We start from the raw sequence: 21,042 nt of genomic DNA, 5'->3' as shown, positions 1-21,042 counted from the left end.
AGGAGAGAGAAAGTTTTCATCATTTCACGTCTCCCGCGCCGATCTGGCCCAGTTCGAAATCGCTTACCGGGCGCAGCTTGGGATTGCCGCTGTCATACATGAGCGCCCCGTCGATCCACACCTTTTCCGGCCGCGTATAGGTGCTGAAGGGGTTGCCGTTCCACAGCACGACGTCCGCCATCTTGCCGACCTTCAGGCTGCCGGTTTGCTGGTCGATGCCCATGGCCCGCGCTGGATTGATGGCCAGCCAGGTCCAGGCAAGCTCGTCGGAAATATTGATCCCCATGCGCCGTCCCGCGCCCAATGCCTTGGCCGCTTCCTGGTTCAGCCGCTGGATACCATCCTGATCGTCGCTATGCACGATCGCGCAGGCACCGGCCTGCTGCACCAGCGGGACATTCTCCTTGATCCCGTCATAGGCTTCCATCTTGAAACCGTACCAGTCGCCCCACATCGCCGAGCAGATGCCATTCTCGCGCAGCAGATCGGCGATCTTGTAGCTTTCGACCGCATGGTGGAAGGCGGTGATCCTGTAGCCGAACTCCTTCGACATATCGATCACATTGGCCATCTCATCCGCGCGATAACAATGGTTGTGAACCAGGATCTTGCCTTCCAGCACGTCGGCCAGCGTCTCCATGCCCAGGTCACGGGTCTGGTCCTTCCCGGCCGCGCGCTTCTTCTGATAGTCCCGCGCCTTGATCCAGGTCTGGCGATCGACCGCCATATTGCCCATACGGGTCGATGGCTCGCGCCCCTTGGCGCCATAGACGCGCTTGGGATTTTCGCCACACGCCATCTTCAACCCATAGGGCGCGCCGGGAAACTTCATCCCCTGCTGGGTGCGGGCGGGGACATTCTTCACCGTCACGCTGCGCCCGCCGAACAGATTGCCGGATCCGGGCAGGATCTGGAGCGTCGTCACGCCGCCATTGGCCAGCGCGCGGCCAAAGCCGGGATCTTGCGGCCAGATACTATGTTCCGCCCAGACATGGGGCGTCACCGGCGACGTCATCTCGTTACCGTCCGACAGCGCATCGACGCCGGGCGAGGCATAGACGCCCAGATGGCTGTGAATGTCGATCACGCCCGGCGTCACATATTTGCCGGTGCCGTCAAACACGGCGATGTCCGCCGGGATCGGCGTATCCGGCCCGCCGATCGCGACGATCCGGCCTTCGTTCAGGAACACCACGCCCTTGTCGATCCGGCCCCCTTCTCCGTCGAAGATAGTGGCATTGCGGATCACCGTCGGCCGCCCCGGATAGGGTTTGTATGTCGACGGATAGGGATTGTCCGGCTCTGCCGAAGAGCCTTGCGACGGCGGAGCCGCCTCCTTTTCCCGCTTCGCCGCGAGCGGGCCAGCGGTCCCCGCCAGCAAAGCCGCGATCAGCAGCCACTTGCCCCCTGCACTCATGCCTTTTCCTCCGAACCGATCAGATCGAGATGCATCAGTCGCTTCACATAGGGGGAGACGAGCAACACCAGCGCCCCCACCACGATCGCGAACCAGCCGATGCGGGTGTAGACGTCCAGAACCTGCGTGACGTTACCAGCCTCGCCGCTCCCCGTCGCGCGGGCGATGAGGCCCGCAATGAAATTACCCGCCGCCATGGCAAGGAACCAGGTGCCCATGACCAGCCCGACCATGTTCGACACCGACAGGCGCGTCATGGCGGACAGCCCCACGGGCGAGAAGCACAGTTCCGCCATGGTATGCAGCAGATAAATGAGGAACACGAAGATCACCGGGGTCAAATTTTCACCAGCCATCGCCGCGCCCGCGACCAGCACCAGAAACCCAGCCCCGCACAACACCAAACCGATGCCGAACTTGGCAGGCGAGGACGGCTCCAGCCGCCGCTTGTCGAGGAAGGTCCACAGCACCGCAAAGAGCGGCGCGAGCAGAATGATGAAAACCGAATTGACCGACTGGAACAGCGAGGCCGGCACTTCCCAACCCAGCATGCTGCGATCGACATTGCGATCGGTGAAGATATTGAGCGACGACCCGGTCTGTTCGAACAGTCCCCAGAACAGCGGATTGAGCGCGATCAGGAACAGCGCCGCAAACATGCGGTCGCGGTCGATCTTGCCCAGCGTGCCGACCGTCCGCCACAATATATAAATGACGGTCAGCGCCGAGAAACCCAACAGCGCATAGCCCAGCAATTCGGCATAGCGGATCACCAGCCAGATAGCCGCCACGCCCAGCGCCGCAGCCAGATAGATGGTCCATTCCTGGCTAAGCCCGGTGGCAGTCGGCGCGCGCAGTTGCTGCGGCGCAGGCGGCTCGCCCTTGCCCAGCAGCCAGGGTTTCAGCCACACGAACATGACCAGACCCGCCAGCATGCCCACGCCCGCCGCACCGAACCCCCAACTCCAGCCCCAGAGTTCGCCGAGCAAGCCACACACGATCGGTCCCAGCATCCCGCCCATGTTGATCCCCATGTAGAAGATGGAGAAAGCGGGATCGCGGCGATGATCGTCGCGGGCGTAAAGCTCGCCCACCAGCACCGAAATATTGGCTTTGAGGAAACCCGTGCCGACGATGATGGACGCCAGCGCCAGATAGAAGCCGTTCAGGAACAGCGGGTCTTGCCCGCCCGGCCCTTCGGTGATGGCGATCAGGAAATGGCCGATGGCGATGAACACGCCGCCGACCAGCACCGCCTTGCGCGGCCCCAGGAACCGGTCGGCCAGATAGCCGCCGATGACCGGCGTGATATAGACCAGTGAGGTATAGGCGCCGTAGAGGAGATAGGCCTTGTCCTCGCCGAAGAGGAAATGTTTGGTGAGATAGAAGATCAGGATGGCCCGCATCCCGTAATAGGAGAACCGCTCCCACATTTCCGCGAAGAAGAGCAGATACAGCCCGCGCGGATGGCCGAGCCAGGTTTTCCCTGCCTCGGCGGAAATCATGTCCGAAGTCGCCATTCGGCACCCTTTGCTTATTCTTGTGTCCGGCCCGCCATGCTGGGGACCGCTTATGCACGCGAACCTAGAGCGGATCGGTCCGCCCTGTCAAAAGGGCGGCCGGCCCCTTGCGCCGAAGCGTTGAACACGCCATCTGTCGGGCCGATGTTCAACGATCTTTCCTCCCCGCTCGCCCTGCTCCAGACCCGCCGTTCCGGCAAACCGCGCGACCTCATCGCGCCCGGCCCGGACGACGCGCAACTGCGCCAGATATTGGAGGTCGCGCTACGGACCCCCGATCATGGCAAGCTGGCCCCATGGCGCTTCGTGATCGTGTCGCAGGACAAGCGCGCCGCTTTGGCGGACGTGCTGGAAACCGCCTACCGCGCCGAAAAGCCCGACGCCGGCCGTCTTGAGATCGAAGCGATGCACCAGTTCGCCTATCAGGCGCCGACTTTGGTCGTGGCTCTGTCCTCCCCGGTCGCCGGCAGCAAGATTCCACTCTGGGAACAGGAATTGTCGGCCGGCGCGGCGATCATGAACCTGCTCCATGCCACCCATGCGCTGGGCTTTGCCGGCGGCTGGCTGACCGGCTGGCCCAGTTTCAACCATGATGTCCGCGACGCCTTTGGCAAGGCCGGCGAAAAAATCGCCGGCTTCGTCTTCATAGGGACTCCGGGCAAAGAACAGGAAGAACGGCCCCGGCCAGAATATGACGCCATCGTATCGACCTGGGACAGATAATTACGACAGCAATGCTTTGCCGGACAACCTCTGCGGATTGACCCGCATGGCTGTATTATGGCACTGATGCACTATGGCCGACGAATCCAAACCCGTCTATCTCCGCCTGCGTGAGATCATTGCCGCCTCCATCCTGGATGGGGACTATGCCGATGGCGAGTTGTTGCCGTCGGTGCGCGCCTTCGCCGCCGCGCAGGGTGCCAACCCACTGACCGTGGCAAAGGCCTATCAAAGTTTTCAGGATGACGGATTGGTCGTGGTGAAGCGCGGCGTCGGCATGTTCGTCGCCGATGGCGCGACCCGCCGCCTGCGCGAAGCCGAACGCGAACGCTTCCTCGACAGCGTGTGGCCGCCAGTCGCAGCGCAAATCAGGCGGCTGGGCCTGCGGATCGAAGATCTGGATTTGGCGAAGGCTTGACGCCCCAAGAGCATCGTGCAGAAAAGTGGGAACCGGTTTTTCGCTTAAAACGATGCGAAAACAAAAAACTAGAGCGCGCGACCTGCATCGGATTTAACGCAGCGCGCTCTAGCCTGTCCGATGCTGACCCTTATAGGGCCGCCAGCGCGTCCGACGCCTCCTGTCGGCCGGTAAAGCCCCGCGCCGCAACCGCGCGGCCCAGAGCCAGCTTCGCCTCCCCCTTGCGCCCCGCCGCTGCATAGGCCTGCCCCAGATGCAGTTGCAGCGCCGGCGCGCCGGGCGCCAGCGCCACCGCCTTTTCCAGCAGATCTACCGCCGCCGTCCCCTTTTCACCGGTGCGCAGCAAGACCCAGCCTAGCATGTCGACCATGACCGGGTTGCCGGGCATCAACCGATAGCCGTGCGCGGCATAGGCCCGCGCGGCGCTACCATCGCCATCCTCCATCGCCGCACGGGCCAGATCGGCCATCAGTACTGCGTCATTATCGCCAATCTGTGCGCGCACCGCCTGCAACATTCGGCGTGCACTGCGCCAATCCTGCGCCTGCATCGCCATGTCGGCGGCCAGCCGCTGCGCCTCGGCATCATTGGGGTTCTGGTTGAGGAACAGTTGCACCACCTGCCGCGCATGGGCCGGGTTGCCGATACGGGTCCAGATGGCAGCGAGCCGCAGCGCCGCCGCGCGATCGAACCGGATATTGGCCGCCGTCGCATAGGCGCGCGCTGCCTCCTGCGGCTGGTCCGCCGCACTGAGCGTATCGCCCAGAATCAACCAGGCATCCGGCGCGCCGGGATTGGCGCGACTGAGCAACCGCGCCCGTGCCAGCGCGTCACCCGTCCGGCCTGTGCTCAGCAGCGCGCGAATATAGGGTATATTGTCGCGCGCGGTCGCACTGCTCGCCGGTCCCGAACCGGACGCCAGCCCATTGTCCGACGCACTGGCAAAAGCATCGCTCGAAGCCCGCACCGGCCAGGTAGCCCGCGCCAGCATGTCTCCCGCCATCGCAAGGTTGCCCAGCGCCTCCTGCACCCGCGCGCCAAGCGTCAGCACATAAGGATCGGCGTCCCGCTGCGCCACGATCGGCGCCAATATCGTGGCAGCAGACGGGAAATCGTCATTAGCATACAGCGCCCGCGCCAGCAGCGTGCGCGCCGTTCGGTTGTCCGGCTGGGCAGCAACCAATTGTGCCAACGCTTCGGCCGCCAGCACCGGATTGCCATCCTGCAATTGCAGTATCCCGCGCAGCAGACGTGTCGCCGGCTCGTCATCCAGCCGCCCCTTGGTCCGCTCCAGCAGCTTGCGTGCCAGATCGCCCTGCCCCGCCCGCGCCGCCATCACCGCCTGCATCATCCACGCACGCGGATTGGACGGGTCAAGCGCCAGCAACCGGCGCGTCAGCCCCAGCATCCGGCTCGACTGCCCGGCGTCCGCCAGCGTGGCTGCATATTGTTCCAGCGTGGTCACGGAATCCGGATTGGCCGCCAGCGCCCGCTCGAACCAGGGGAGCGATGCCGTCAGCCCATATTGCGCACGGGTCAGTTCGCCGCGCAGGGTCAGCGCCTTCGCGTCGCTGGGTGCCAGCGCCACTGCCCGGTCCGCCGCCGCGATCGCTCCGGCCTGGTCTCCCGCCACGATCTGCAACCGGCCCAGTTCCACCCAGTTGGCCGGATCACCCTGCGCGCTCGCCAATGCCCGTTGCAATGCCACGCGCGCGCCTTGCAGGTCACCCTGCGCCAAGGCTACCTGCGCAATTACGCGGTCTGCCACGACGCGCGCTTCGGGAGGCAAGTCGGATGCGCGCGCCTCACGCAATGCCCCGTCCAGATCACCCTGCAACAACAACGCCTGCGCCATGACCGCGCGCGTCGCCGCCGGTGATCCGCCCAGCACCCTTGCCCGATCGACGGCGGTCTGCGCCCCCGCCCCGTCGCCCAGATCGACCAGCGCCTGCGCCTGCGCGGCGTGGGCCGCCACGGATTTGCGATCGCGCTTGATCGCGTTCATCAGTTCGACCCGCGCCGTGCGCGCGTCACCCCGGTCGAGCGCAGCCAGCCCGCGCGTCAGCGCCGCACTGCCATCGCGTTCATGCGCGCGCCATTGCATCAGCCCGGCGCCACCCAGCGCCAGCAACGCTACCCCCGCGATCAGGGCCAGACGAGACCTTCGCATCGGGATCAACCCTGCATCTGATATTGTTTGAGCAGATCGTAGAGCGTCGGCCGGCTGATCCCCAGCATCTTGGCCGCGCCGGAAATATTGCCGTCGGTGCGTGCGATCGCGCGACGGATCGCCCGGCGATCCGCCATTTCCCGCGCCGCCTTCAGATTGACGACATCGCCGCCATCGGCGCGCTCATCGTCCAGATCCAGATCAGCGGCGGTAATCAGCTTGCCATCCGCCATGATGACCGCGCGCTTCATCCGGTTTTCCAGTTCGCGGACATTGCCCGGCCATCCCCAGGCGTCGAGCGCCGCCAGCGCATCGGGCGCCAGTCCCTTGACCTGCGGGTTCATGTCACGCGCGAACCGCGTGAGAAAGTGGCGCGCCAGCAGCGCAGGGTCGCCGGGCCGGTCCTTGAGCGCGGGAATGCGTACAACGATCTCAGCGAGGCGATAGTAGAGATCCTCGCGGAAACTGCCGGATTCAATCATTTGCTCCAGATTCTGGTGGGTCGCGCACACGATCCGCGTGTCGACGGCGATGGGCTGACGCCCGCCGATCCGCTCGATCACCCGCTCCTGCAAGAAGCGCAACAGCTTGACCTGCAAGGCCAGCGGAATGTCGCCCACCTCGTCCAGGAACAGGGTACCGCCCTGCGCCTGCTCGATCTTGCCCGGCGTGGTCTTGATCGCGCCGGTAAACGCGCCCTTCTCATGGCCGAACAATTCGGATTCCAGCAGGGTTTCCGGGATCGCCGCACAGTTGATCGCGACGAAGGCTCCGTTACCGCGCGGACTGGCATCGTGCAGCCCCTGCGCCAGCAACTCCTTGCCGGTGCCGCTGGCGCCGAGCAACAATACCGACACCTGCGCACCCGCAACCCGCTCGATCGTACGCGCCACCTTCATCATTTCCGGCGCACCGGATATGATGCGCCCTAGCACCCGGCTATCCTCCGGCGCGGTTTCGGCCAGCCGCGCATTTTCCCGTTCAAGCGCATGGACGTGGAAGGCGCGACGGACGATCAGGCCCAGTTCGTCGATATCGACCGGCTTCTGGTAGAAATCATAGGCCCCGCCCGAAATCGCATCCAGCGCGCTCTCCCGCGCGCCATGGCCGGACGCGACGATGACCTTGGTGTCAGGCTTGATCTTCAGCATCTCCGCCAGTGTGGCAAAGCCTTCGCTGGTGCCATCGGGATCGGGCGGCAGGCCAAGGTCGAGCGTAACCACGTCAGGCGTTTCCGCCCGCAGCATCTCGATCGCTTCCTGCCGGTCGCCGGCGATGAAGAGCTGATAATCCTCATAGGCCCAGCGCAACTGGCGCTGAAGGCCCGGATCATCCTCCACGATCAGCAATTTGGGGCGGGTGTCGCTCATCAGGCGGCCTTCTCTCGTGTGTCGCTATGGGGCGCCAGCGGCAGGCGCAATGTGAAGCGGCTCCCGGCGCCGGGCTTGCTTTCCACGTCGATCCGGCCGCCCATGGCCTGCGCCAGGGTCCGTGCCTCGAACGCGCCCAGGCCAAAGCCTGCGGCCTTGCTGGACGAAAAGGGCTTGAACAGGTCGCGCCTTATATATTCCGCGCTCATGCCCTTGCCCCGATCAATGATGGCGACCACCGCCTCGCCGGCTTCCGCAGACAGGCGCAGGTCGACCGGGCTGTCCGGCGTGCTGGCATCTATGGCATTTTGCAGCAAATGGGTGACGATCTGCTCGACTCGCGCCGGGTCGGCCAGCGCCAGCGGCGCATCACCGCTGACATGGACCGGATGCTGGCGCGCGCGAGTGCGGGCGACCTGTTGCAGGAGGTCGATCAACACCACCGGGCGCGGCTCTTCCGCCCGCCCCTTGTTGTGCTGCGACAGCCGAGCCAGCATGTCATTCATCTTGCCCACCGATTCCTTAAGCGTCAGCACCATGTCGGCGCGAAATTCGGGATTATCGGCGTGTCGCTCCGCATTACGCGACAGCAGCGATAACTGGCTCACCAGATTCTTCACGTCATGGATGATGAAGGCGAAGCGGCGGTTGAACTCCTCGAACCGCTGGGCGTCGTCCAGCGCCTGCTGCCCCTGCGCCTCGCTGATGTGGGTCGCCGCCTGCCGTCCGGCGGCGCGCAGCATATCGAAATCCTCCCAGTCCAGCCGCCGGTCGATCGGCGGCGGCGCCAGGAGCAAAGCGCCGATCATGCGGCCATAATGGATCAACGGCACCAGCGCCCAGAAGCGGGACTCCCGCGTCATCCACTGCGGCAGGTCGAGCGCACCATCACCGGCCTTCAGGCGCCCCAGGTCTACGATCCAGCCGCTCTGCTCCAGTTGCGCCACGATGGCAGGGGCGACCGTGCCGATATCGGACAGGTCGCTACTCCAGTTCCACTGCGTCTCGAACGCCAACCCGCCTTGCTCGTCGCGCAGCAACAGCAGCGCGCCCGGCGAATCCGTAATATCCGCCATCGCCTTCGCCACGCGCTCGCCGAGCGGCGCGGCGTCTTCACCCGGACGGCCGATCGTGTCGCCAAAGCGCATCCATTCGGTGCGATAGTCGTAACGATGCTGGAAGAAATGCTTGGCGACCTGCACTTTCCACAGCGCCCGCACCTGCGGCGAGGGCAGCAGCACCAGCGCCGTAACGGCGGTGAAAAAGACGGCGGCGATCTCCACCACTCGCGCATACGGGCCGGCGATCAGTTCGATCAGCACGGCCGCAGCGGTCAACACTGCGACATAAAGACCAACGGCAAAGATCGACAGTGACTGGAAGGTGATGGCCCGCGATAATTGCAGCCGCCCCGCCATCCCCTTGCGCATGCCGACCGCAATGACCGGTGCGACCAGCCCCATCAGCAAGCCGCGCAGCGCATAAAGCTCGCTCACCCGATGTGGCGCAAACCAGCAAATGGCGTAGAGGTTGAGATCATAGGTCCACATCGCCGCGAGTGATCCCAGCAGCAACGACACCCCGCCTCGCGCCCGCGACGGCCATGCAGTGTAGAGGTGGTGAACCAGCAACAGGCTGCCGATGGCCGTCATCATGCGCAGGATCAGCGAGCAGCTAACGAGCGCATGATGCAGGTCGCTGGCCGGCGACAATTGCCGCCAGGTCAGGTCGGTGAAGGTCTGGAGCAGGATAAGGCCCGAAACCGCCGCATAGACGGCGCTCACCGCCATGGTCGGCCCGGCCCGGCCCACCGGCCCGCGCCGCAACATGACATACATGGCCAGCAGCCAGGCCGCGTTGCGGATGCTTTCGCCGACACCGGACAGCGGCTTCGACACCCCGCCGAAGGAGACGTACAGCGCCCAGCAGGAAGTCAGCAGCAGCGCAGCGGCCAGCAGGCGCGGCTCAGGCGCCTCGTCGCGGCGACGGAGCAGGAAGATGCCAAGCGCCGCAAACAGCACCGCGGCCAGAGCATGGCCCCAGTCGCCGACAAATTGAAGAAGCGCGCCCATCGTCCGCTATCGCCTCAGCGCGCGCCATCGGGCCAGAGGACGACCCGTACCGTCTGGATCAGGATCAGCAGATCGAGGAAGGGCGTATAATTCTTGGCGTAATAGAGGTCATATTCCAGCTTGTGCCGGGCATCCTCGATCGACGCGCCATAAGGATAGTTGATCTGTGCCCAGCCAGTGATGCCGGGTTTCACCATATGGCGCTCGGCATAATAGCGCAGATGCTGTTCCAGATCCTCGACGAACTGGCGCCGTTCAGGGCGTGGACCGACGAAACTCATCTCGCCCTTCAGCACCGTCCAGGTCTGCGGCAGTTCATCTATGCGCAGCTTGCGCAGCCAATAGCCCAGGCGGGTGATGCGCGGATCGTCCTTTTCAGCCCAGACCGCCTGCCCGTTGACTTCAGCATCCAGCCGCATCGTCCGCAGCTTCACGATCCAGAACTCCTGCCCGAACAGGCCGACGCGCTGCTGGCGGTAGAAAGCCGGCCCCTTGCTGTCGAGCTTGACCAGAATCGCGGCGAGCAGGATGACCGGACCGGTCAGCGCCAGCAGGATGGAACTGGCGATCACGTCGAACAGCCGCTTGGCAATGCTCGACAAACGCCGGCCGGCGGAAAAGCCGTCGGAGAAGATCAGCCAGCTTGGATTGACGCTGGCCAGATCGACGCGCCCCGTCTCCCGCTCTAAAAAGCTGGACAGGTCGTTGACATGAACGCCGGTAGTCTTGATCCGCAGCAGATCGGACATCGGAATCGCGTTGCGCCGTTCCTCCAGCGCCAGCACCACTTCGCTGGCGTTCAGCCGGACGACGAAATCGGAAAGATTGAACACGGCGTCGCGGTTGATCGCTTCGGGGATCACCTGCGGCCCGTCATTCATCGCGATGAAGCCAACCACCAGGAAACCGGCGCCGCGCTTCTGCTCCAGTTCCTTGATGCGGTTGGCGCGATTGCCGGCTCCCAGTACCACCAGCCGCCGTTTGAACGCCTCCCCACCCAGCATCGAGCCGAGCAGTAGTCGTACAATTACCAGCAGACCAATGGCCAGGCCCATGGCGTAGAGCGAGTTGGAGCGCCACAGCGTCATGCCGGGCAGCAGGAAATAAAGAACCGACAGGAAGATGACGCCCAGCGACACTGCCACCAGCAGGCGCGCAAAAGCGAAGCGGATCGACTGCAACGCTTCGGGACCATAGACGCCGACCGCGATCATGCCGGTCTGGATCGCGATGGCGAAGCTGAACAGCGGTCCCATGCGCGTCATCACATGATCGACATCCATGCCGATCTGGCGCGCACGCAATATCCATCCCCCCTCTGCGGCGCATAGCAGCAGCGCGAAATCGAGCAGTCCCAGCAGCAGCACCGCATGCGGCACATAATGTTTGAACAGCCTTATCATCGTCGCGCATATCCTGCTGGCCGCCAAACTGGCGCACCTTCCGGGGAGCCGGACTTTTCTTACAATGCCTGTAAGATAATCCGACAGTGGATGCACCCTGCCCGACAATGGCAAAGAAATGCTGAATCCGCAGGCAACTGTTTAGGCGATCCCGGTGCAAGTCTGCATGAACGCCATCCCGTCAGTCCGGCTTTGCGATGGGAAAGATAGCGATGGTTGCTCCGCCGATCGGACGGATCAGACGGACCTCAATGGTCGTTGCGCAGTGCGTCGGCGGCGTTGCGGGCCGCCTCGCCCACGACTTTCGCCGCGTCATCGACCGATCCGGCGGCTTGCGTCACCTTATCGGCCTGGCGGTCTCCACGTCGTTCATTGGTCATGTAGAAAAAAGCGATGGCGAGAATGAGCGCAATGGCCACCAATGCAAAAACGACGCCGCTTCCCCGCGACCGCTGGACGACCGAGACATGCGGTGAAACCGGCGGCTGTTGCCCGTCCCGGCCGGAGGGTGCGTCACCCATGGATTTTCTCCTTCATGCCCAGACAACGGACAAGGGGAGCCGAACGTTCCGGTCAATCATCCTCTTTCGCGGGGCCGGACGGGCGCCCGCGGCTCAGGCGATCGACATCGTCCATGATCTCGTCCAGCACCGCCGTCTCGGTGGTTTCCTGAGTACGACGGGACGGCAAAGACCCGCTCTCCAATATCTGTTCCAACGCAGCCCGGCCACGCGCCACGCGGCTCTTGATCGTACCGACCGCGACGCCGCAAATCTCGGCGGCTTCTTCATAGGCGAAGCCACCCGCGCCCACCAGGATCAGCGCCTCGCGCTGTGGCTGGGGCAATTGCAACAACGCACGTTGCATGTCGGACAGTTCGACATGCTTGTCCTGTCCGGCCGGTGCGGCAAGGATGCGATCGGCGGTCAGATCGTCCCATTCGCCACGAAAGCGCGACCGGCGCATCTGAGAGAGATAATGATTGCGCAGGATGATGAAGGTCCAGGCGCGCATGTTGGTGCCAGCCTGAAAGCGGTTACGCGCCGCCCATGCCTTCAGCAGCGTTTCCTGTACCAGATCATCCGCCACGTCGCGGTTGCCAGAGAGCGACCGTCCGAAGGCACGAAGATGAGGGATCACGGCAGCCAGTTCGCGCTTGAAATCCGAATCGGACAGCGTCGCACGCTCCTCGATCCCGCTGATTTCGCCAACGTCCTCACCCATGGGAACACCCCCCGTGTCGGATTCTGTATCCGCCGCATGAACCGACGTCGTCAAAGCCATAAGTGCATCCGTACCCTAAACCGATCAATGTCAACAACCAACTTTCCGTTCCGCTGCCTATCGCCAGATCACCAGCAGCATGGCGAGAACCGCCAACGCCAGCGAGATGGCGAGTACGTAGCGCACCACGTGGGGCGTGGCGCCTGCGCGCGCGTCATCGGTTGCGATATGTCTTTCCTGTTCGGCCATGACACGTCTCCCGATCGTTACGCATCATTAACGCAGCGCTCCGATCGGGGTTCCGTGACTTTCTGATCCGCCTCGTCAGGCGGGCGCCGTTGCCTCGTCGAAAAACAGGGCCTGGGAAATGGCAGCCTTCACCGTCGCCCGCTGGAACGGCTTGGTGATGAGGAAGGTCGGCTCGGGCCGCTCGCCGGTCAGCAGCCGCTCCGGGAAGGCCGTGATGAAGATCACCGGTACGGAGAATTCCGCCAGAATATCCTTCACCGCATCGATGCCGCTGCTGTCATCGGCCAGTTGGATGTCCGCCAGCACCAGCCCCGGCCGGTCGGCCAGCGCCTCGCGGACCGCATCTTCGCGGGTCACGGCGATTGCCGTGACGTCATGGCCCAGATCGCGGACGATCGTCTCGATATCCATCGCGATGATCGGCTCATCCTCGATGATGAGCACCTTGGCGCGGGTCTGCGCCTCGATCTCGCCCAACGCTTCCTCGACCAGCGCCTCGACATCGCTGCTGTCCAGATCGATCAGATAGGACACGTCATCGACGGTAAAGCCTTCCAGCGCGGTGAGCAGGAGCGCCTGACGCGGCAGCGGCGTCAGCCGTGCCAACCGTGCCTGGGCGATCGCCTCGCGACCATTGCCAGCGGAACTGGGCAGGTCTTCCAGATGCGCGGACGACCAGATCGCTTGAAAGGTCTTGTAGAGGCCAAGGCGCGGATCGACGTCGCTGGGAAATTCTTCCGGCGCCGCGACGATCGCTTCCAGTGCGGCACGAACATAGGCGTCACCATGATTCTGGCTGCCGGTCAGCGCGCGGGCATAGCGACGCAGGAACGGAAGATGGGGGTGCAGTTGCTGTCCAAGCGACATCGTCAAGTCTTCTCCCTGCCCTCTTGGGCATCATTGTCCCGAAGCATGGGAACGTCGCGAAGGATGGAATGTCCATGACATTATGACAACCCCCCGCCTGCCCCATCGCCGCGCAGACTTGTGCGGCGTAAAAAATGCTTCGGATGACGGAACCATCGACACACGGATTTGTTTCGCATCCAGATGGTTTTTTCGACGATATCGTGATTTTCCCATGGATTGCACGGTTGAGCGAATTGACGTCATGACGGAAACCCGCGAAACGGGCGTGCCGGCATGGCGGAAATTGCTGCAGAGGGGCTGATTTTGGTTTCTTCAATGACAGAGCGGGGCGTGACCGATGACGACAGGAATGCCGACGTCGCACCGCTTGAAGCAAAGGTGAAGGGTTCCGCCGCCCAGCGCAGACGCCGCTCCGGCGCGGACAAGGAAGATGGTAACGTCTCCAATGCACTGCGCACGGTATATCAGCGTGCCGTGGAGGAGGATATTCCTTCCGAAATGCTGGATTTGCTGAGCAAGCTGGACTGAGACACTTATGTTAGGGGGCAGCCTTCCTCCGGCAGCCCGCTCGATGATCGAGCCCTTGCTGCTTTTTTTCCGATCGACCGGGGTCAAGATGTTTCTCATCCTGACCCTGGCATTGTTGCCGCTCGGGTTGATCGCATTGGTCGCCTCGTTGCAGGCGATCCGCACCGCCGATCTTGAAAAGGAAGCGCTGCTGCGCGTCGCCGTGACGCAGAGCGCGCGCAAGCTGACGGCGGATCTGCAATCGGACCGCACCGCACTTGAACTCACTGTCAACGCGATCGCCAACGGCGCCGCTGACAACGGCATGTGCCGGCGCCTGGCCTTCTTCCTGACCTCCCATGATGCCGAAGGCGGTCAATTCTACATCTACGACCGCGCCGGCCGCACCCCCTGTCATTCGACCCGGCCGGAACCTGCGGGCATCACCGCCGCAAACCGTTTCGACCGACCGATCATCCAATTGCTGCCGACGCATCTGGTCAGCCGGGTCCGTAGCCACAACGGCCGGATGGTCGCCCTCTCTTATTATTCACGCGCCCATCTGGAAAGCGTCGCCGATCCCGCGACAGCGTTGCAAAATCGGCAACTCACCCTGCGTCAGGGCACAAGCCAATTGGTCGTCAGCCGGCCAGGCGGCAGCATCAGCGGCCACAGCAGCAGCAGCCTGTCCGCCCGACTGGAGCCGCCCGATGTCCTGTTGACCATGACCGTGCGCGAACCGCCCGCAACGCTGGCCAGGATGCTATCGCTGTTCCTGCCGCTCGTCATGTGGTTCGCTGCCGCCGCCATCGGCTGGTTCGTGGTCAACCGGCTGCTGATCCGCCCGCTGGTGCTGCTACGCAGGGCAGTCGCCGCCTATCAGCCCGGCGAAGTGCTGGAACCGCTACAACGCATCCGCACGCCTGCGCAGGAAATCGTCGCGCTGGGCGACACCTTCCACGAGATCAGCAAGGATGTCGCCACCCATGAGGCGGAAATGGCCGAGGGGCTGGAAACCCAGCGTAAATTGACGCGCGAGGTGCACCATCGCGTCAAGAACAACCTCCAGATCATCGCCAGCCTCATCAACCTGCATGCCCGATCCGCCCATAATGTCGAGGCATCGGAAGCCTATGCGTCGATCCAGCGCCGGGTCGATGCGCTGTCGGTGGTTCATCGCAACCATTTTGCGGAACTGGAGGAAAATCGCGGCGTCGGCGTCCGTCCGCTTATCAGCGAATTGTCGGCCAGCCTGCGCGGCACCGCCCCTGCCCCAGCACGCCGCTTCGCTATCCAGATCGACTGCGACAATCTCCATATCAGCCAGGACGTGGCTGTCCCGATCGCATTCCTGCTGACCGAGCTGGTAGAAATGGCGATGATGCTCGCGCCTCAGGCAACCATGCGCATTTCCATGCAGTTGGAGCCGGATCGCGACGATCGGGCGCGGCTGATGGTCCGATCGGCCGGGCTGAAGACGTCGGACGACATGGTCAGCTATCTGGACGAACGCTATGGTCGTGTCCTGACCGGCCTGTCGCGACAGTTGCGCGCGCCGCTTGATTATGACGGCGAAGCGGGCAGCTACGCCATAGCCATCACTATCATCCCCTGAACTCTGTCAAACCTTTTGATAGTCGCGCCGGAAATCAGCCGTGAAACTGGCCAGCGTCCCGGCGGCGATATTGTCGCGCAGGCCCTGCATCAGTTCCTGATAGAAATGGATATTATGCTGGGTCATCAGCATCGCGCCCAGCATTTCCCCGGCCTTGACCAGATGATGCAGATAGGCGCGGCTCCAGGTCGCGCAGACCGGACAGCGACAGCGCGGATCGAGCGGTCCCTGATCCTCGTTGAACTTGGCATTGCGAATATTGAGCGGCCCGGCCCAGGTGAAGGCCTGCCCGTTGCGGCCCGACCGGGTCGGCAACACGCAATCGAACATGTCGATGCCCCGTTCCACCGCGCCGACGATATCGTCGGGCTTGCCTACGCCCATCAGATAGCGGGGTTTGTCCTGCGGCAGCATGTCGGGCGCGAAATCGAGCGTTGCGAACATCGCCTCCTGCCCCTCTCCCACCGCCAGGCCGCCTACGGCATATCCGTCGAAACCAACCTCGGTCAGCTTTTCGGCTGAAATACGGCGCAACCCCTCGTCCAGTGATCCCTGCTGGATACCAAACAGCGCGGCCCGCTCGGCATGCTCGCCACCGGCGTCGAACCCGTCGCGCGACCGCTTCGCCCAACGCATGGAGCGCTCCATCGACCTGGCCGCCTCGTCATGGGTGCAGCCATTTTTGGTGCACTCGTCGAACGCCATGACGATGTCGCTGTCGAGCAGGCGCTGGATCTCCATGGATCGTTCCGGCGTCAGCATATGCTTCGAACCGTCGATATGGCTGGAAAAGGCCACGCCCTCTTCGCTCATCTTGGTCAGCGCGGACAGGCTCATCACCTGATAGCCGCCGCTGTCGGTCAGGATCGGCCGGTCCCAGCCCATGAAACCATGCAGCCCGCCCAGCCGTGCCATACGCTCGGCGCCGGGACGCAGCATCAGATGATAGGTATTGCCCAATATGATGTCGGCGCCGGCTGCGCGGACTTCGGCAGGGCGCATCGCCTTGACGGTGGCGGCGGTGCCGACCGGCATGAAGGCAGGCGTACGGATTTCGCCGCGGCGCATATGAATCGCGCCGGTGCGGGCCTTGCCGTCGGTGGCGCTGATGGAGAAGGAAAAACGGGGCTTGGTCATCGCCGCGCTCTAATGGCGAACCTGCGCAGGTTCAAGGACCAGCCGGCTCAGCCCGCCCTGCGCACGCCCTCGAACAGGGCCATCGCATCAATATGGAACCCTTCCACCCGACGATAGGGACCGATGAAGCGGAGGCAATCGGCTGACAGGCGCAACGGCCAGGGATCGCCCTGCTCGTCATGCAGGGCCAGGGTAACGCTGGGACTGTTCCGTCGTGACTCGTTCATGGCCCTCGGCATAATTAACAAAGGTTAACAAAGACCTGAGCACGGAATTTTACATCTGTATACCAACGGTCTTTGTGGCATCCGCGCCACATTGGATCGGGTTCGGCGGCTTTTGGGGCGACCTCCTTGCAACAGTCGGCAGCAAAAATGGTTAACGTCCTGTCAATCATGTTCGGCTTGATTGCATGCTGCGTGCAAGCCTGATCTTTTCATGCCGAATAACAAAACGGGGTCGCAGATGATTGATTCAGGACGGTTTAATCCGACCAGGGATGAAGCTGAAGCTGCATTCGAAGACGATTTCTCAGGCAGCGCCGAACTTCCGCCGCTTGCCGTTACGGAAGCCGGGCCGGAGACGGGACTGGAACGGGCGTTCCGCCAGTCCACCTTGTTCGACCTGGGGCAGATCGATGTGCGCTGGGACGATGAATTGTCGACGCTCTGGGCATTCATGACGCCGCTGGAACGGCCCAACAGCAATATGGGCCTGATTCGCGACACCATGGCCTGGCAGCGTGAAAGCAAACTGGCGTTCGACGGCAAGCGGGCCAGCGACGGGAGCGGCCTGCTGAAATTCATGGTGCTGGGGTCTCGCTTTCCGGGCGTATTCAACCTGGGCGGCGATCTGGAGATGTTCGCCGAGTGCATCCAGCGCCGCGATCGCGCGACGCTGCTGAAATATGGCATTGCCTGCTGCGAAATCGTCGATCGTATCTGGCATTGCAATGACATGAACATCATCAATATTGGCCTGGCGCAGGGCGATGCGCTGGGCGGCGGGCTTGAAGCATTGATGTGCTTCGATGTCATCATCGCCGAACGACAGGCGCGATTCGGCCTGCCCGAAGTGCTGTTCGGCCTGTTCCCCGGCATGGGTGCCTATTCCATCCTGTCCCGCCGGGTCGGCCCCGTCCTGGCGCGGCAGATGCTGACGGCAGGACGCATCTATACCGCCGAGGAAATGTGCGACATGGGCATCGTCACGCAGGTGGTCGAAACCGGGGAAGGGGAAGCCGCTACCGCCCGGTGGATCAAGGACCATGCGTCGCACCATGCCGGCTATGTCGGCATCAACCGCGCCGGGCGCCGGGTGAACCCGATGACGCTGGAAGAACTGGTGGATATCGTCGAAACCTGGACCGACACCGCCCTGGCCCTGTCTGATCGCGACCTGCGTATGATGCGCCGCCTCGCCGCAGCGCAAACCCGTCTGCGCAGATAAGATGAAGACGCCCCGCTGCGTTCAGGCGCGGCGGCGGCGTTGCACCGGGTCGGGCCGTTCGCTGCCGGCCAGCGGCCCCGCCGCGATCAGTTCGGCGATTCGCTCGCGCGGGACCGGTCGGCTGAACAGATAGCCCTGCACATTGGTGAAGCCGGCTTCGCGCGCATGGGTGAGTTGGTCGGGCGTCTCGATCCCTTCCGCCACCGTGTCCATGTTGAGGTCACGCGCCAGATTGCCGATGGCGCGGACGATGGCGCGATCCTCGGCATTGGCGCTGACGCCGGCCATGAAGCTCTGGTCGATCTTGAGCGTGTCGAACCGGTAGGAGCGCAGATAGGACAAGGCACTGTAGCCGGTGCCGAAATCGTCCAGCGCCAGCCGCAGCCCGATCCGCTGCAACTCGCGCAGGATGCTGTTTGTCTGCCCGCTATTGTCGAGGAAGATGGATTCGGTGACCTCCAACTCCAGCCGCCGGGCAGGCAAGCCGGATTCCAGCAGCGCAGCGATGACATTGGCCGGCAATTCCGTGCATTTGAGCGACGCTGGCGAAATATTGATCGCGATGCGCACTTCGCCCGGCCATGCGACGGCAGTGTTACAGGCTTCGCGCAGCACCCATCCGGTCATCGCCTCGATCATGCCCATGCTTTCCGAAATCGGGATGAATTCGGACGGCGGGATCGGCCCCAGCACCGGATGATCCCAGCGCAGCAACGCTTCACAAGCTTCGATATGCCCACTCTCCAGATCTACGATCGGCTGGTAGAGCAATTTGAGTTCGTCGCCGTCCAGCGCGCGGCGAAGCCCCGTTTCGATCTCATGGATGCGGTTGAACCGTTCCTTGAGCGACCAGTTGAAGCTGGCGGCGCGGTTGCGCCCTTCCCGCTTCGCTTCATACAGCGCCAAGTCGGCATGCTGCATCAGTTCGTCCATGTCGCGCCCGTCCTGCGGTGCGACCGCATAGCCGATCGAGGCGGTGACCTGGAGATGATTGTCGCTGAGGTCGAAGCCATGGGCGAAGTAGCCGATAATCTCCTGAGCCAGCGCGGCCGCCGTCACGCGATCCATGTCCGGGCAAATGACAACGAATTCGTCGCCGCCGAAGCGGGCGATTCGCCCGCGTCCCTGCACCACGTCGGTCAACCGCTCCGCAACGCTGCGCAGCAGCTGGTCGCCGACCATATGGCCCAGCGAATCATTGATCTCCTTGAACCGGTCGATGTCCATCCACAGGATGGTGACGGCGTCGTTCCGCTTCTGGTTGGCGTCGAATATCTCGCGCAGGCGCATCTGCATCGCCATGCGATTTTCAAGCCCGGTCAGGCTGTCGAAGCGGGCCAGCCGCTCGAACTTCTCGGCCAGAAGCGACTTTTCCCGCTTGCCGACCAGCGCCTGCACGACGATGCGATGGATGGTCGAGCTGATTTCCGCCAGCCCCAGCACCATCATCACCATCGCTACGGACAGCACGCGATAGCCGGTTGATCCCTGCAACCACAGGCCGGTCGCGGTCGGCAGCAGGGTCAGGCAGACCTGACCGATGGCGATCTGAACGCGGCCCGCATTGCGACCGGAAATGCCGCCGGCATAGCCCGTCGCCATCGACACGCTGAGCATGTGGGTGACGGGATTGGGCGATCCGAGCAGAGTGACGAAACTCATCAGGCCCAGCAGGCCAGCATAGCCCCACGCGCCCAGCTCATAAATCAGTTCCCAGCTACGCGACGCGACAGCGGTGCCGCGTACGAGCTGGCGATGAAAGAAAACGGCGGAAATGACACGCAGGGTCGCCACCAGGCAGAGGGCCGTGACGACCAACTGGATCGGTCCGGCTGCCGACATGGTGCTGATGACGATGCCGACGGCCACGCCAGTGACCGCGCCGATGGTCAGCGATCGGGGCGAGGCATAGAGTGATTCGACCAGGCTCCGCCGCACATCGGCGTCCTGCCCCGTGTCCCGCGCCCTGCGCCTTTCAAGAAATGTTTTCAGCACGCGCAAATGGCGGGTCTCCGGTTCCCGCTCCAGTCATCGCATTTCCCGTTTATTTTTCGGTTAACATTGTTGTTAGGCGTCAATCCGATCATTGCCCCGGAAAACAGGAGTTCCCCATAAATGCACCCGCTCGATCGCCCCGTCTGGAACAGCCTGTCGAGTGGCTGGGCGGCACTGGCGCAAGGCGATGAGCATGCCCGCCGACTCGACCCCTCCTATGGCCCGTTCGGCGCAACGGCAGACGAGCATCCAGAAAGCCTCGCCGCCATTGCCGCGCTGGTCCCCGCAGATGGCGAATTATGGATGATCGGGCCGGAAGCTCTGACCCTGCCGCCCGGCGTCATCGTCACTCGCACCGCCATGCTGGCCCAGATGGTCGCCCCATCCATCACGCCCGCCACCGCGCCGCCACCCGCCTGGGTACCGCTGGGCGAAAGCGACGCGGCGGACATGCTGGCCCTGGCGCTGCTGACCAAGCCCGGCCCGTTCCGGTCCCACACCCGCAGGCTGGGCCGTTTCATCGGCGTACGGGAGAATGGCCGGCTGGTCGCCATGGCCGGCGAACGCATGCGCCTGCCAGGCTTCACCGAAGTCAGCGGCGTCTGCACCCATCCCGACTGGCGCGGCCGGGGCCTCGCCGGCGCGCTGATGCGGGTGGTGGCGCAGGCGATACTCGACCGCGGCAAGACGCCCTTCCTTCACGCCTATGCCGCCCATGACAAGACGATCGCCCTCTATTGCTCGCTGGGTTTTGAGGTGCGGGCGGAATTGCCGATGATGGTGGTGACAGGCGGCGGGTATCCGGCGCCGTAGGATGGCCCCGCCGCTGTAGGACAGGAAAATAGGACAAGAAAAAGGCCGGTGGATCGCTCCACCGGCCTTTTTCAGATGTTCGCAGACAGC

The 21,042-nt window shown here is 63.5% G+C and carries 19 protein-coding genes; 6 read left to right on the top strand and 13 right to left on the bottom strand.

Features of this window, described 5'->3' with window-relative positions:
* Positions 1 to 19: 19 nt before the first annotated feature.
* Both ASE85_RS11820 and ASE85_RS11815 read right to left on the bottom strand, forming a co-directional pair.
* Positions 20 to 1,417 (bottom strand): amidohydrolase, encoded by a 1,398-nt coding sequence (locus ASE85_RS11820; RefSeq protein ID WP_056688139.1) that lies wholly within the window; start codon positions 1,415 to 1,417, stop codon positions 20 to 22.
* Positions 1,414 to 2,937 (bottom strand): peptide MFS transporter, encoded by a 1,524-nt coding sequence (locus tag ASE85_RS11815; RefSeq protein ID WP_056688137.1) that lies wholly within the window; start codon positions 2,935 to 2,937, stop codon positions 1,414 to 1,416. Before ASE85_RS11815 ends, ASE85_RS11820 begins: the two co-directional genes overlap by 4 nt.
* A 144-nt stretch (positions 2,938 to 3,081) precedes the next feature.
* On the opposite strand from ASE85_RS11815, the gene ASE85_RS11810 reads away from it, so the two are divergent.
* Together ASE85_RS11810 and ASE85_RS11805 are read left to right on the top strand one after the other, a co-directional pair.
* Positions 3,082 to 3,660, top strand: coding sequence for a nitroreductase family protein (locus tag ASE85_RS11810; protein WP_056688134.1), 579 nt, complete (start codon positions 3,082 to 3,084; stop codon positions 3,658 to 3,660).
* 73 nt (positions 3,661 to 3,733) lie between these two features.
* The gene (locus tag ASE85_RS11805; protein WP_056688131.1) at positions 3,734 to 4,078 is read left to right on the top strand and encodes a GntR family transcriptional regulator; all 345 of its coding nucleotides are present in this window, start codon (positions 3,734 to 3,736) and stop codon (positions 4,076 to 4,078) included.
* A gap of 130 nt (positions 4,079 to 4,208) precedes the next feature.
* On the opposite strand, the gene ASE85_RS11800 is transcribed toward ASE85_RS11805, so the two are convergent.
* The 8 genes from ASE85_RS11800 to ASE85_RS11765 form a co-directional block, all read right to left on the bottom strand.
* The gene (locus ASE85_RS11800; RefSeq protein WP_056688129.1) at positions 4,209 to 6,248 is read right to left on the bottom strand and encodes a tetratricopeptide repeat protein; all 2,040 of its coding nucleotides are present in this window, start codon (positions 6,246 to 6,248) and stop codon (positions 4,209 to 4,211) included.
* A 5-nt stretch (positions 6,249 to 6,253) separates the two neighbouring features.
* Positions 6,254 to 7,618: a PEP-CTERM-box response regulator transcription factor gene (prsR, locus tag ASE85_RS11795; RefSeq protein ID WP_056688126.1), complete on the bottom strand. Its 1,365-nt coding sequence runs from the start codon at positions 7,616 to 7,618 to the stop codon at positions 6,254 to 6,256.
* A complete protein-coding gene (gene prsK, locus ASE85_RS11790) occupies positions 7,618 to 9,690 on the bottom strand; it encodes an XrtA/PEP-CTERM system histidine kinase PrsK (protein WP_056688120.1) in 2,073 nt (690 codons plus the stop codon). The genes prsR and prsK overlap by 1 nt, the downstream gene beginning before the upstream one ends.
* A gap of 14 nt (positions 9,691 to 9,704) precedes the next feature.
* The gene (locus tag ASE85_RS11785; RefSeq protein WP_056688117.1) at positions 9,705 to 11,093 is read right to left on the bottom strand and encodes a TIGR03013 family XrtA/PEP-CTERM system glycosyltransferase; all 1,389 of its coding nucleotides are present in this window, start codon (positions 11,091 to 11,093) and stop codon (positions 9,705 to 9,707) included.
* Positions 11,094 to 11,341: 248 nt separating this feature from the next.
* Entirely contained in the window at positions 11,342 to 11,614 is a 273-nt protein-coding gene (locus tag ASE85_RS11780) for a hypothetical protein (RefSeq protein WP_056688114.1), read from the bottom strand.
* Between the two features lie 52 nt (positions 11,615 to 11,666).
* Positions 11,667 to 12,317 carry a sigma-70 family RNA polymerase sigma factor gene (locus ASE85_RS11775; RefSeq protein WP_056688111.1) on the bottom strand — a complete coding sequence of 217 codons (651 nt, stop codon included), beginning with the start codon at positions 12,315 to 12,317 and terminating at the stop codon, positions 11,667 to 11,669.
* Positions 12,318 to 12,434: 117 nt separating this feature from the next.
* Positions 12,435 to 12,566 carry a hypothetical protein gene (locus tag ASE85_RS24215; RefSeq protein WP_056688108.1) on the bottom strand — a complete coding sequence of 44 codons (132 nt, stop codon included), beginning with the start codon at positions 12,564 to 12,566 and terminating at the stop codon, positions 12,435 to 12,437.
* Between the two features lie 75 nt (positions 12,567 to 12,641).
* A complete protein-coding gene (locus ASE85_RS11765) occupies positions 12,642 to 13,433 on the bottom strand; it encodes a response regulator (protein ID WP_056688105.1) in 792 nt (263 codons plus the stop codon).
* A 276-nt stretch (positions 13,434 to 13,709) separates the two neighbouring features.
* Here ASE85_RS11765 and ASE85_RS23355 point away from each other — a divergent pair, with 276 nt between their 5' ends.
* Both ASE85_RS23355 and ASE85_RS11755 read left to right on the top strand, forming a co-directional pair.
* Positions 13,710 to 13,964: a NepR family anti-sigma factor gene (locus ASE85_RS23355; RefSeq protein WP_156358286.1), complete on the top strand. Its 255-nt coding sequence runs from the start codon at positions 13,710 to 13,712 to the stop codon at positions 13,962 to 13,964.
* A gap of 88 nt (positions 13,965 to 14,052) precedes the next feature.
* Positions 14,053 to 15,558 (top strand): sensor histidine kinase, encoded by a 1,506-nt coding sequence (locus ASE85_RS11755; RefSeq protein ID WP_056688733.1) that lies wholly within the window; start codon positions 14,053 to 14,055, stop codon positions 15,556 to 15,558.
* Positions 15,559 to 15,564: 6 nt separating this feature from the next.
* On the opposite strand, the gene tgt is transcribed toward ASE85_RS11755, so the two are convergent.
* Both tgt and ASE85_RS11745 read right to left on the bottom strand, forming a co-directional pair.
* Positions 15,565 to 16,695: a tRNA guanosine(34) transglycosylase Tgt gene (tgt, locus tag ASE85_RS11750; protein ID WP_056688095.1), complete on the bottom strand. Its 1,131-nt coding sequence runs from the start codon at positions 16,693 to 16,695 to the stop codon at positions 15,565 to 15,567.
* Between the two features lie 47 nt (positions 16,696 to 16,742).
* Positions 16,743 to 16,922, bottom strand: coding sequence for a hypothetical protein (locus tag ASE85_RS11745; protein ID WP_056688092.1), 180 nt, complete (start codon positions 16,920 to 16,922; stop codon positions 16,743 to 16,745).
* Between the two features lie 238 nt (positions 16,923 to 17,160).
* Between ASE85_RS11745 and ASE85_RS11740 the strand changes: the two genes are divergently transcribed.
* Positions 17,161 to 18,144 carry a crotonase/enoyl-CoA hydratase family protein gene (locus ASE85_RS11740; RefSeq protein ID WP_056688730.1) on the top strand — a complete coding sequence of 328 codons (984 nt, stop codon included), beginning with the start codon at positions 17,161 to 17,163 and terminating at the stop codon, positions 18,142 to 18,144.
* A gap of 21 nt (positions 18,145 to 18,165) precedes the next feature.
* Here the strand turns inward: ASE85_RS11740 and ASE85_RS11735 are convergent, their stop codons facing one another.
* Complete coding sequence (locus ASE85_RS11735; protein ID WP_082462764.1) at positions 18,166 to 20,145, bottom strand: putative bifunctional diguanylate cyclase/phosphodiesterase; 1,980 nt, start codon at positions 20,143 to 20,145, stop codon at positions 18,166 to 18,168.
* A gap of 114 nt (positions 20,146 to 20,259) precedes the next feature.
* Between ASE85_RS11735 and ASE85_RS11730 the strand changes: the two genes are divergently transcribed.
* The gene (locus ASE85_RS11730; protein ID WP_056688088.1) at positions 20,260 to 20,952 is read left to right on the top strand and encodes a GNAT family N-acetyltransferase; all 693 of its coding nucleotides are present in this window, start codon (positions 20,260 to 20,262) and stop codon (positions 20,950 to 20,952) included.
* The last annotated feature ends 90 nt before the right edge of the window (positions 20,953 to 21,042 follow it).

Source organism: Sphingobium sp. Leaf26, assembly GCF_001421665.1.
Taxonomy (GTDB): Bacteria; Pseudomonadota; Alphaproteobacteria; order Sphingomonadales; family Sphingomonadaceae; genus Sphingobium.
The sequence above is the reverse complement of the archived record's forward strand: the minus strand, read 5'-3'. Positions and strand labels throughout refer to the sequence as shown.

Excerpts from the sequence above, each read along its gene's own strand:
- ASE85_RS11755 (WP_056688733.1), top strand. The coding sequence starts at position 14,053 with ATGTTTCTCATCCTGACCCTGGCATTGTTGCCGCTCGGGTTGATCGCA.
- ASE85_RS11765 (WP_056688105.1), bottom strand. The coding sequence starts at position 13,433 with ATGTCGCTTGGACAGCAACTGCACCCCCATCTTCCGTTCCTGCGTCGC.
- ASE85_RS11740 (WP_056688730.1), top strand. The coding sequence starts at position 17,161 with ATGATTGATTCAGGACGGTTTAATCCGACCAGGGATGAAGCTGAAGCT.
- ASE85_RS11815 (WP_056688137.1), bottom strand. The coding sequence starts at position 2,937 with ATGGCGACTTCGGACATGATTTCCGCCGAGGCAGGGAAAACCTGGCTC.
- tgt (WP_056688095.1), bottom strand. The coding sequence starts at position 16,695 with ATGACCAAGCCCCGTTTTTCCTTCTCCATCAGCGCCACCGACGGCAAG.
- ASE85_RS24215 (WP_056688108.1), bottom strand. The coding sequence starts at position 12,566 with ATGGCCGAACAGGAAAGACATATCGCAACCGATGACGCGCGCGCAGGC.
- ASE85_RS11805 (WP_056688131.1), top strand. The coding sequence starts at position 3,734 with ATGGCCGACGAATCCAAACCCGTCTATCTCCGCCTGCGTGAGATCATT.
- ASE85_RS11810 (WP_056688134.1), top strand. The coding sequence starts at position 3,082 with ATGTTCAACGATCTTTCCTCCCCGCTCGCCCTGCTCCAGACCCGCCGT.
- ASE85_RS11775 (WP_056688111.1), bottom strand. The coding sequence starts at position 12,317 with ATGGGTGAGGACGTTGGCGAAATCAGCGGGATCGAGGAGCGTGCGACG.
- ASE85_RS11800 (WP_056688129.1), bottom strand. The coding sequence starts at position 6,248 with ATGCGAAGGTCTCGTCTGGCCCTGATCGCGGGGGTAGCGTTGCTGGCG.
- ASE85_RS23355 (WP_156358286.1), top strand. The coding sequence starts at position 13,710 with ATGGCGGAAATTGCTGCAGAGGGGCTGATTTTGGTTTCTTCAATGACA.
- ASE85_RS11745 (WP_056688092.1), bottom strand. The coding sequence starts at position 16,922 with ATGAACGAGTCACGACGGAACAGTCCCAGCGTTACCCTGGCCCTGCAT.
- ASE85_RS11730 (WP_056688088.1), top strand. The coding sequence starts at position 20,260 with ATGCACCCGCTCGATCGCCCCGTCTGGAACAGCCTGTCGAGTGGCTGG.
- prsK (WP_056688120.1), bottom strand. The coding sequence starts at position 9,690 with ATGGGCGCGCTTCTTCAATTTGTCGGCGACTGGGGCCATGCTCTGGCC.
- ASE85_RS11785 (WP_056688117.1), bottom strand. The coding sequence starts at position 11,093 with ATGATAAGGCTGTTCAAACATTATGTGCCGCATGCGGTGCTGCTGCTG.
- ASE85_RS11820 (WP_056688139.1), bottom strand. The coding sequence starts at position 1,417 with ATGAGTGCAGGGGGCAAGTGGCTGCTGATCGCGGCTTTGCTGGCGGGG.
- prsR (WP_056688126.1), bottom strand. The coding sequence starts at position 7,618 with ATGAGCGACACCCGCCCCAAATTGCTGATCGTGGAGGATGATCCGGGC.
- ASE85_RS11780 (WP_056688114.1), bottom strand. The coding sequence starts at position 11,614 with ATGGGTGACGCACCCTCCGGCCGGGACGGGCAACAGCCGCCGGTTTCA.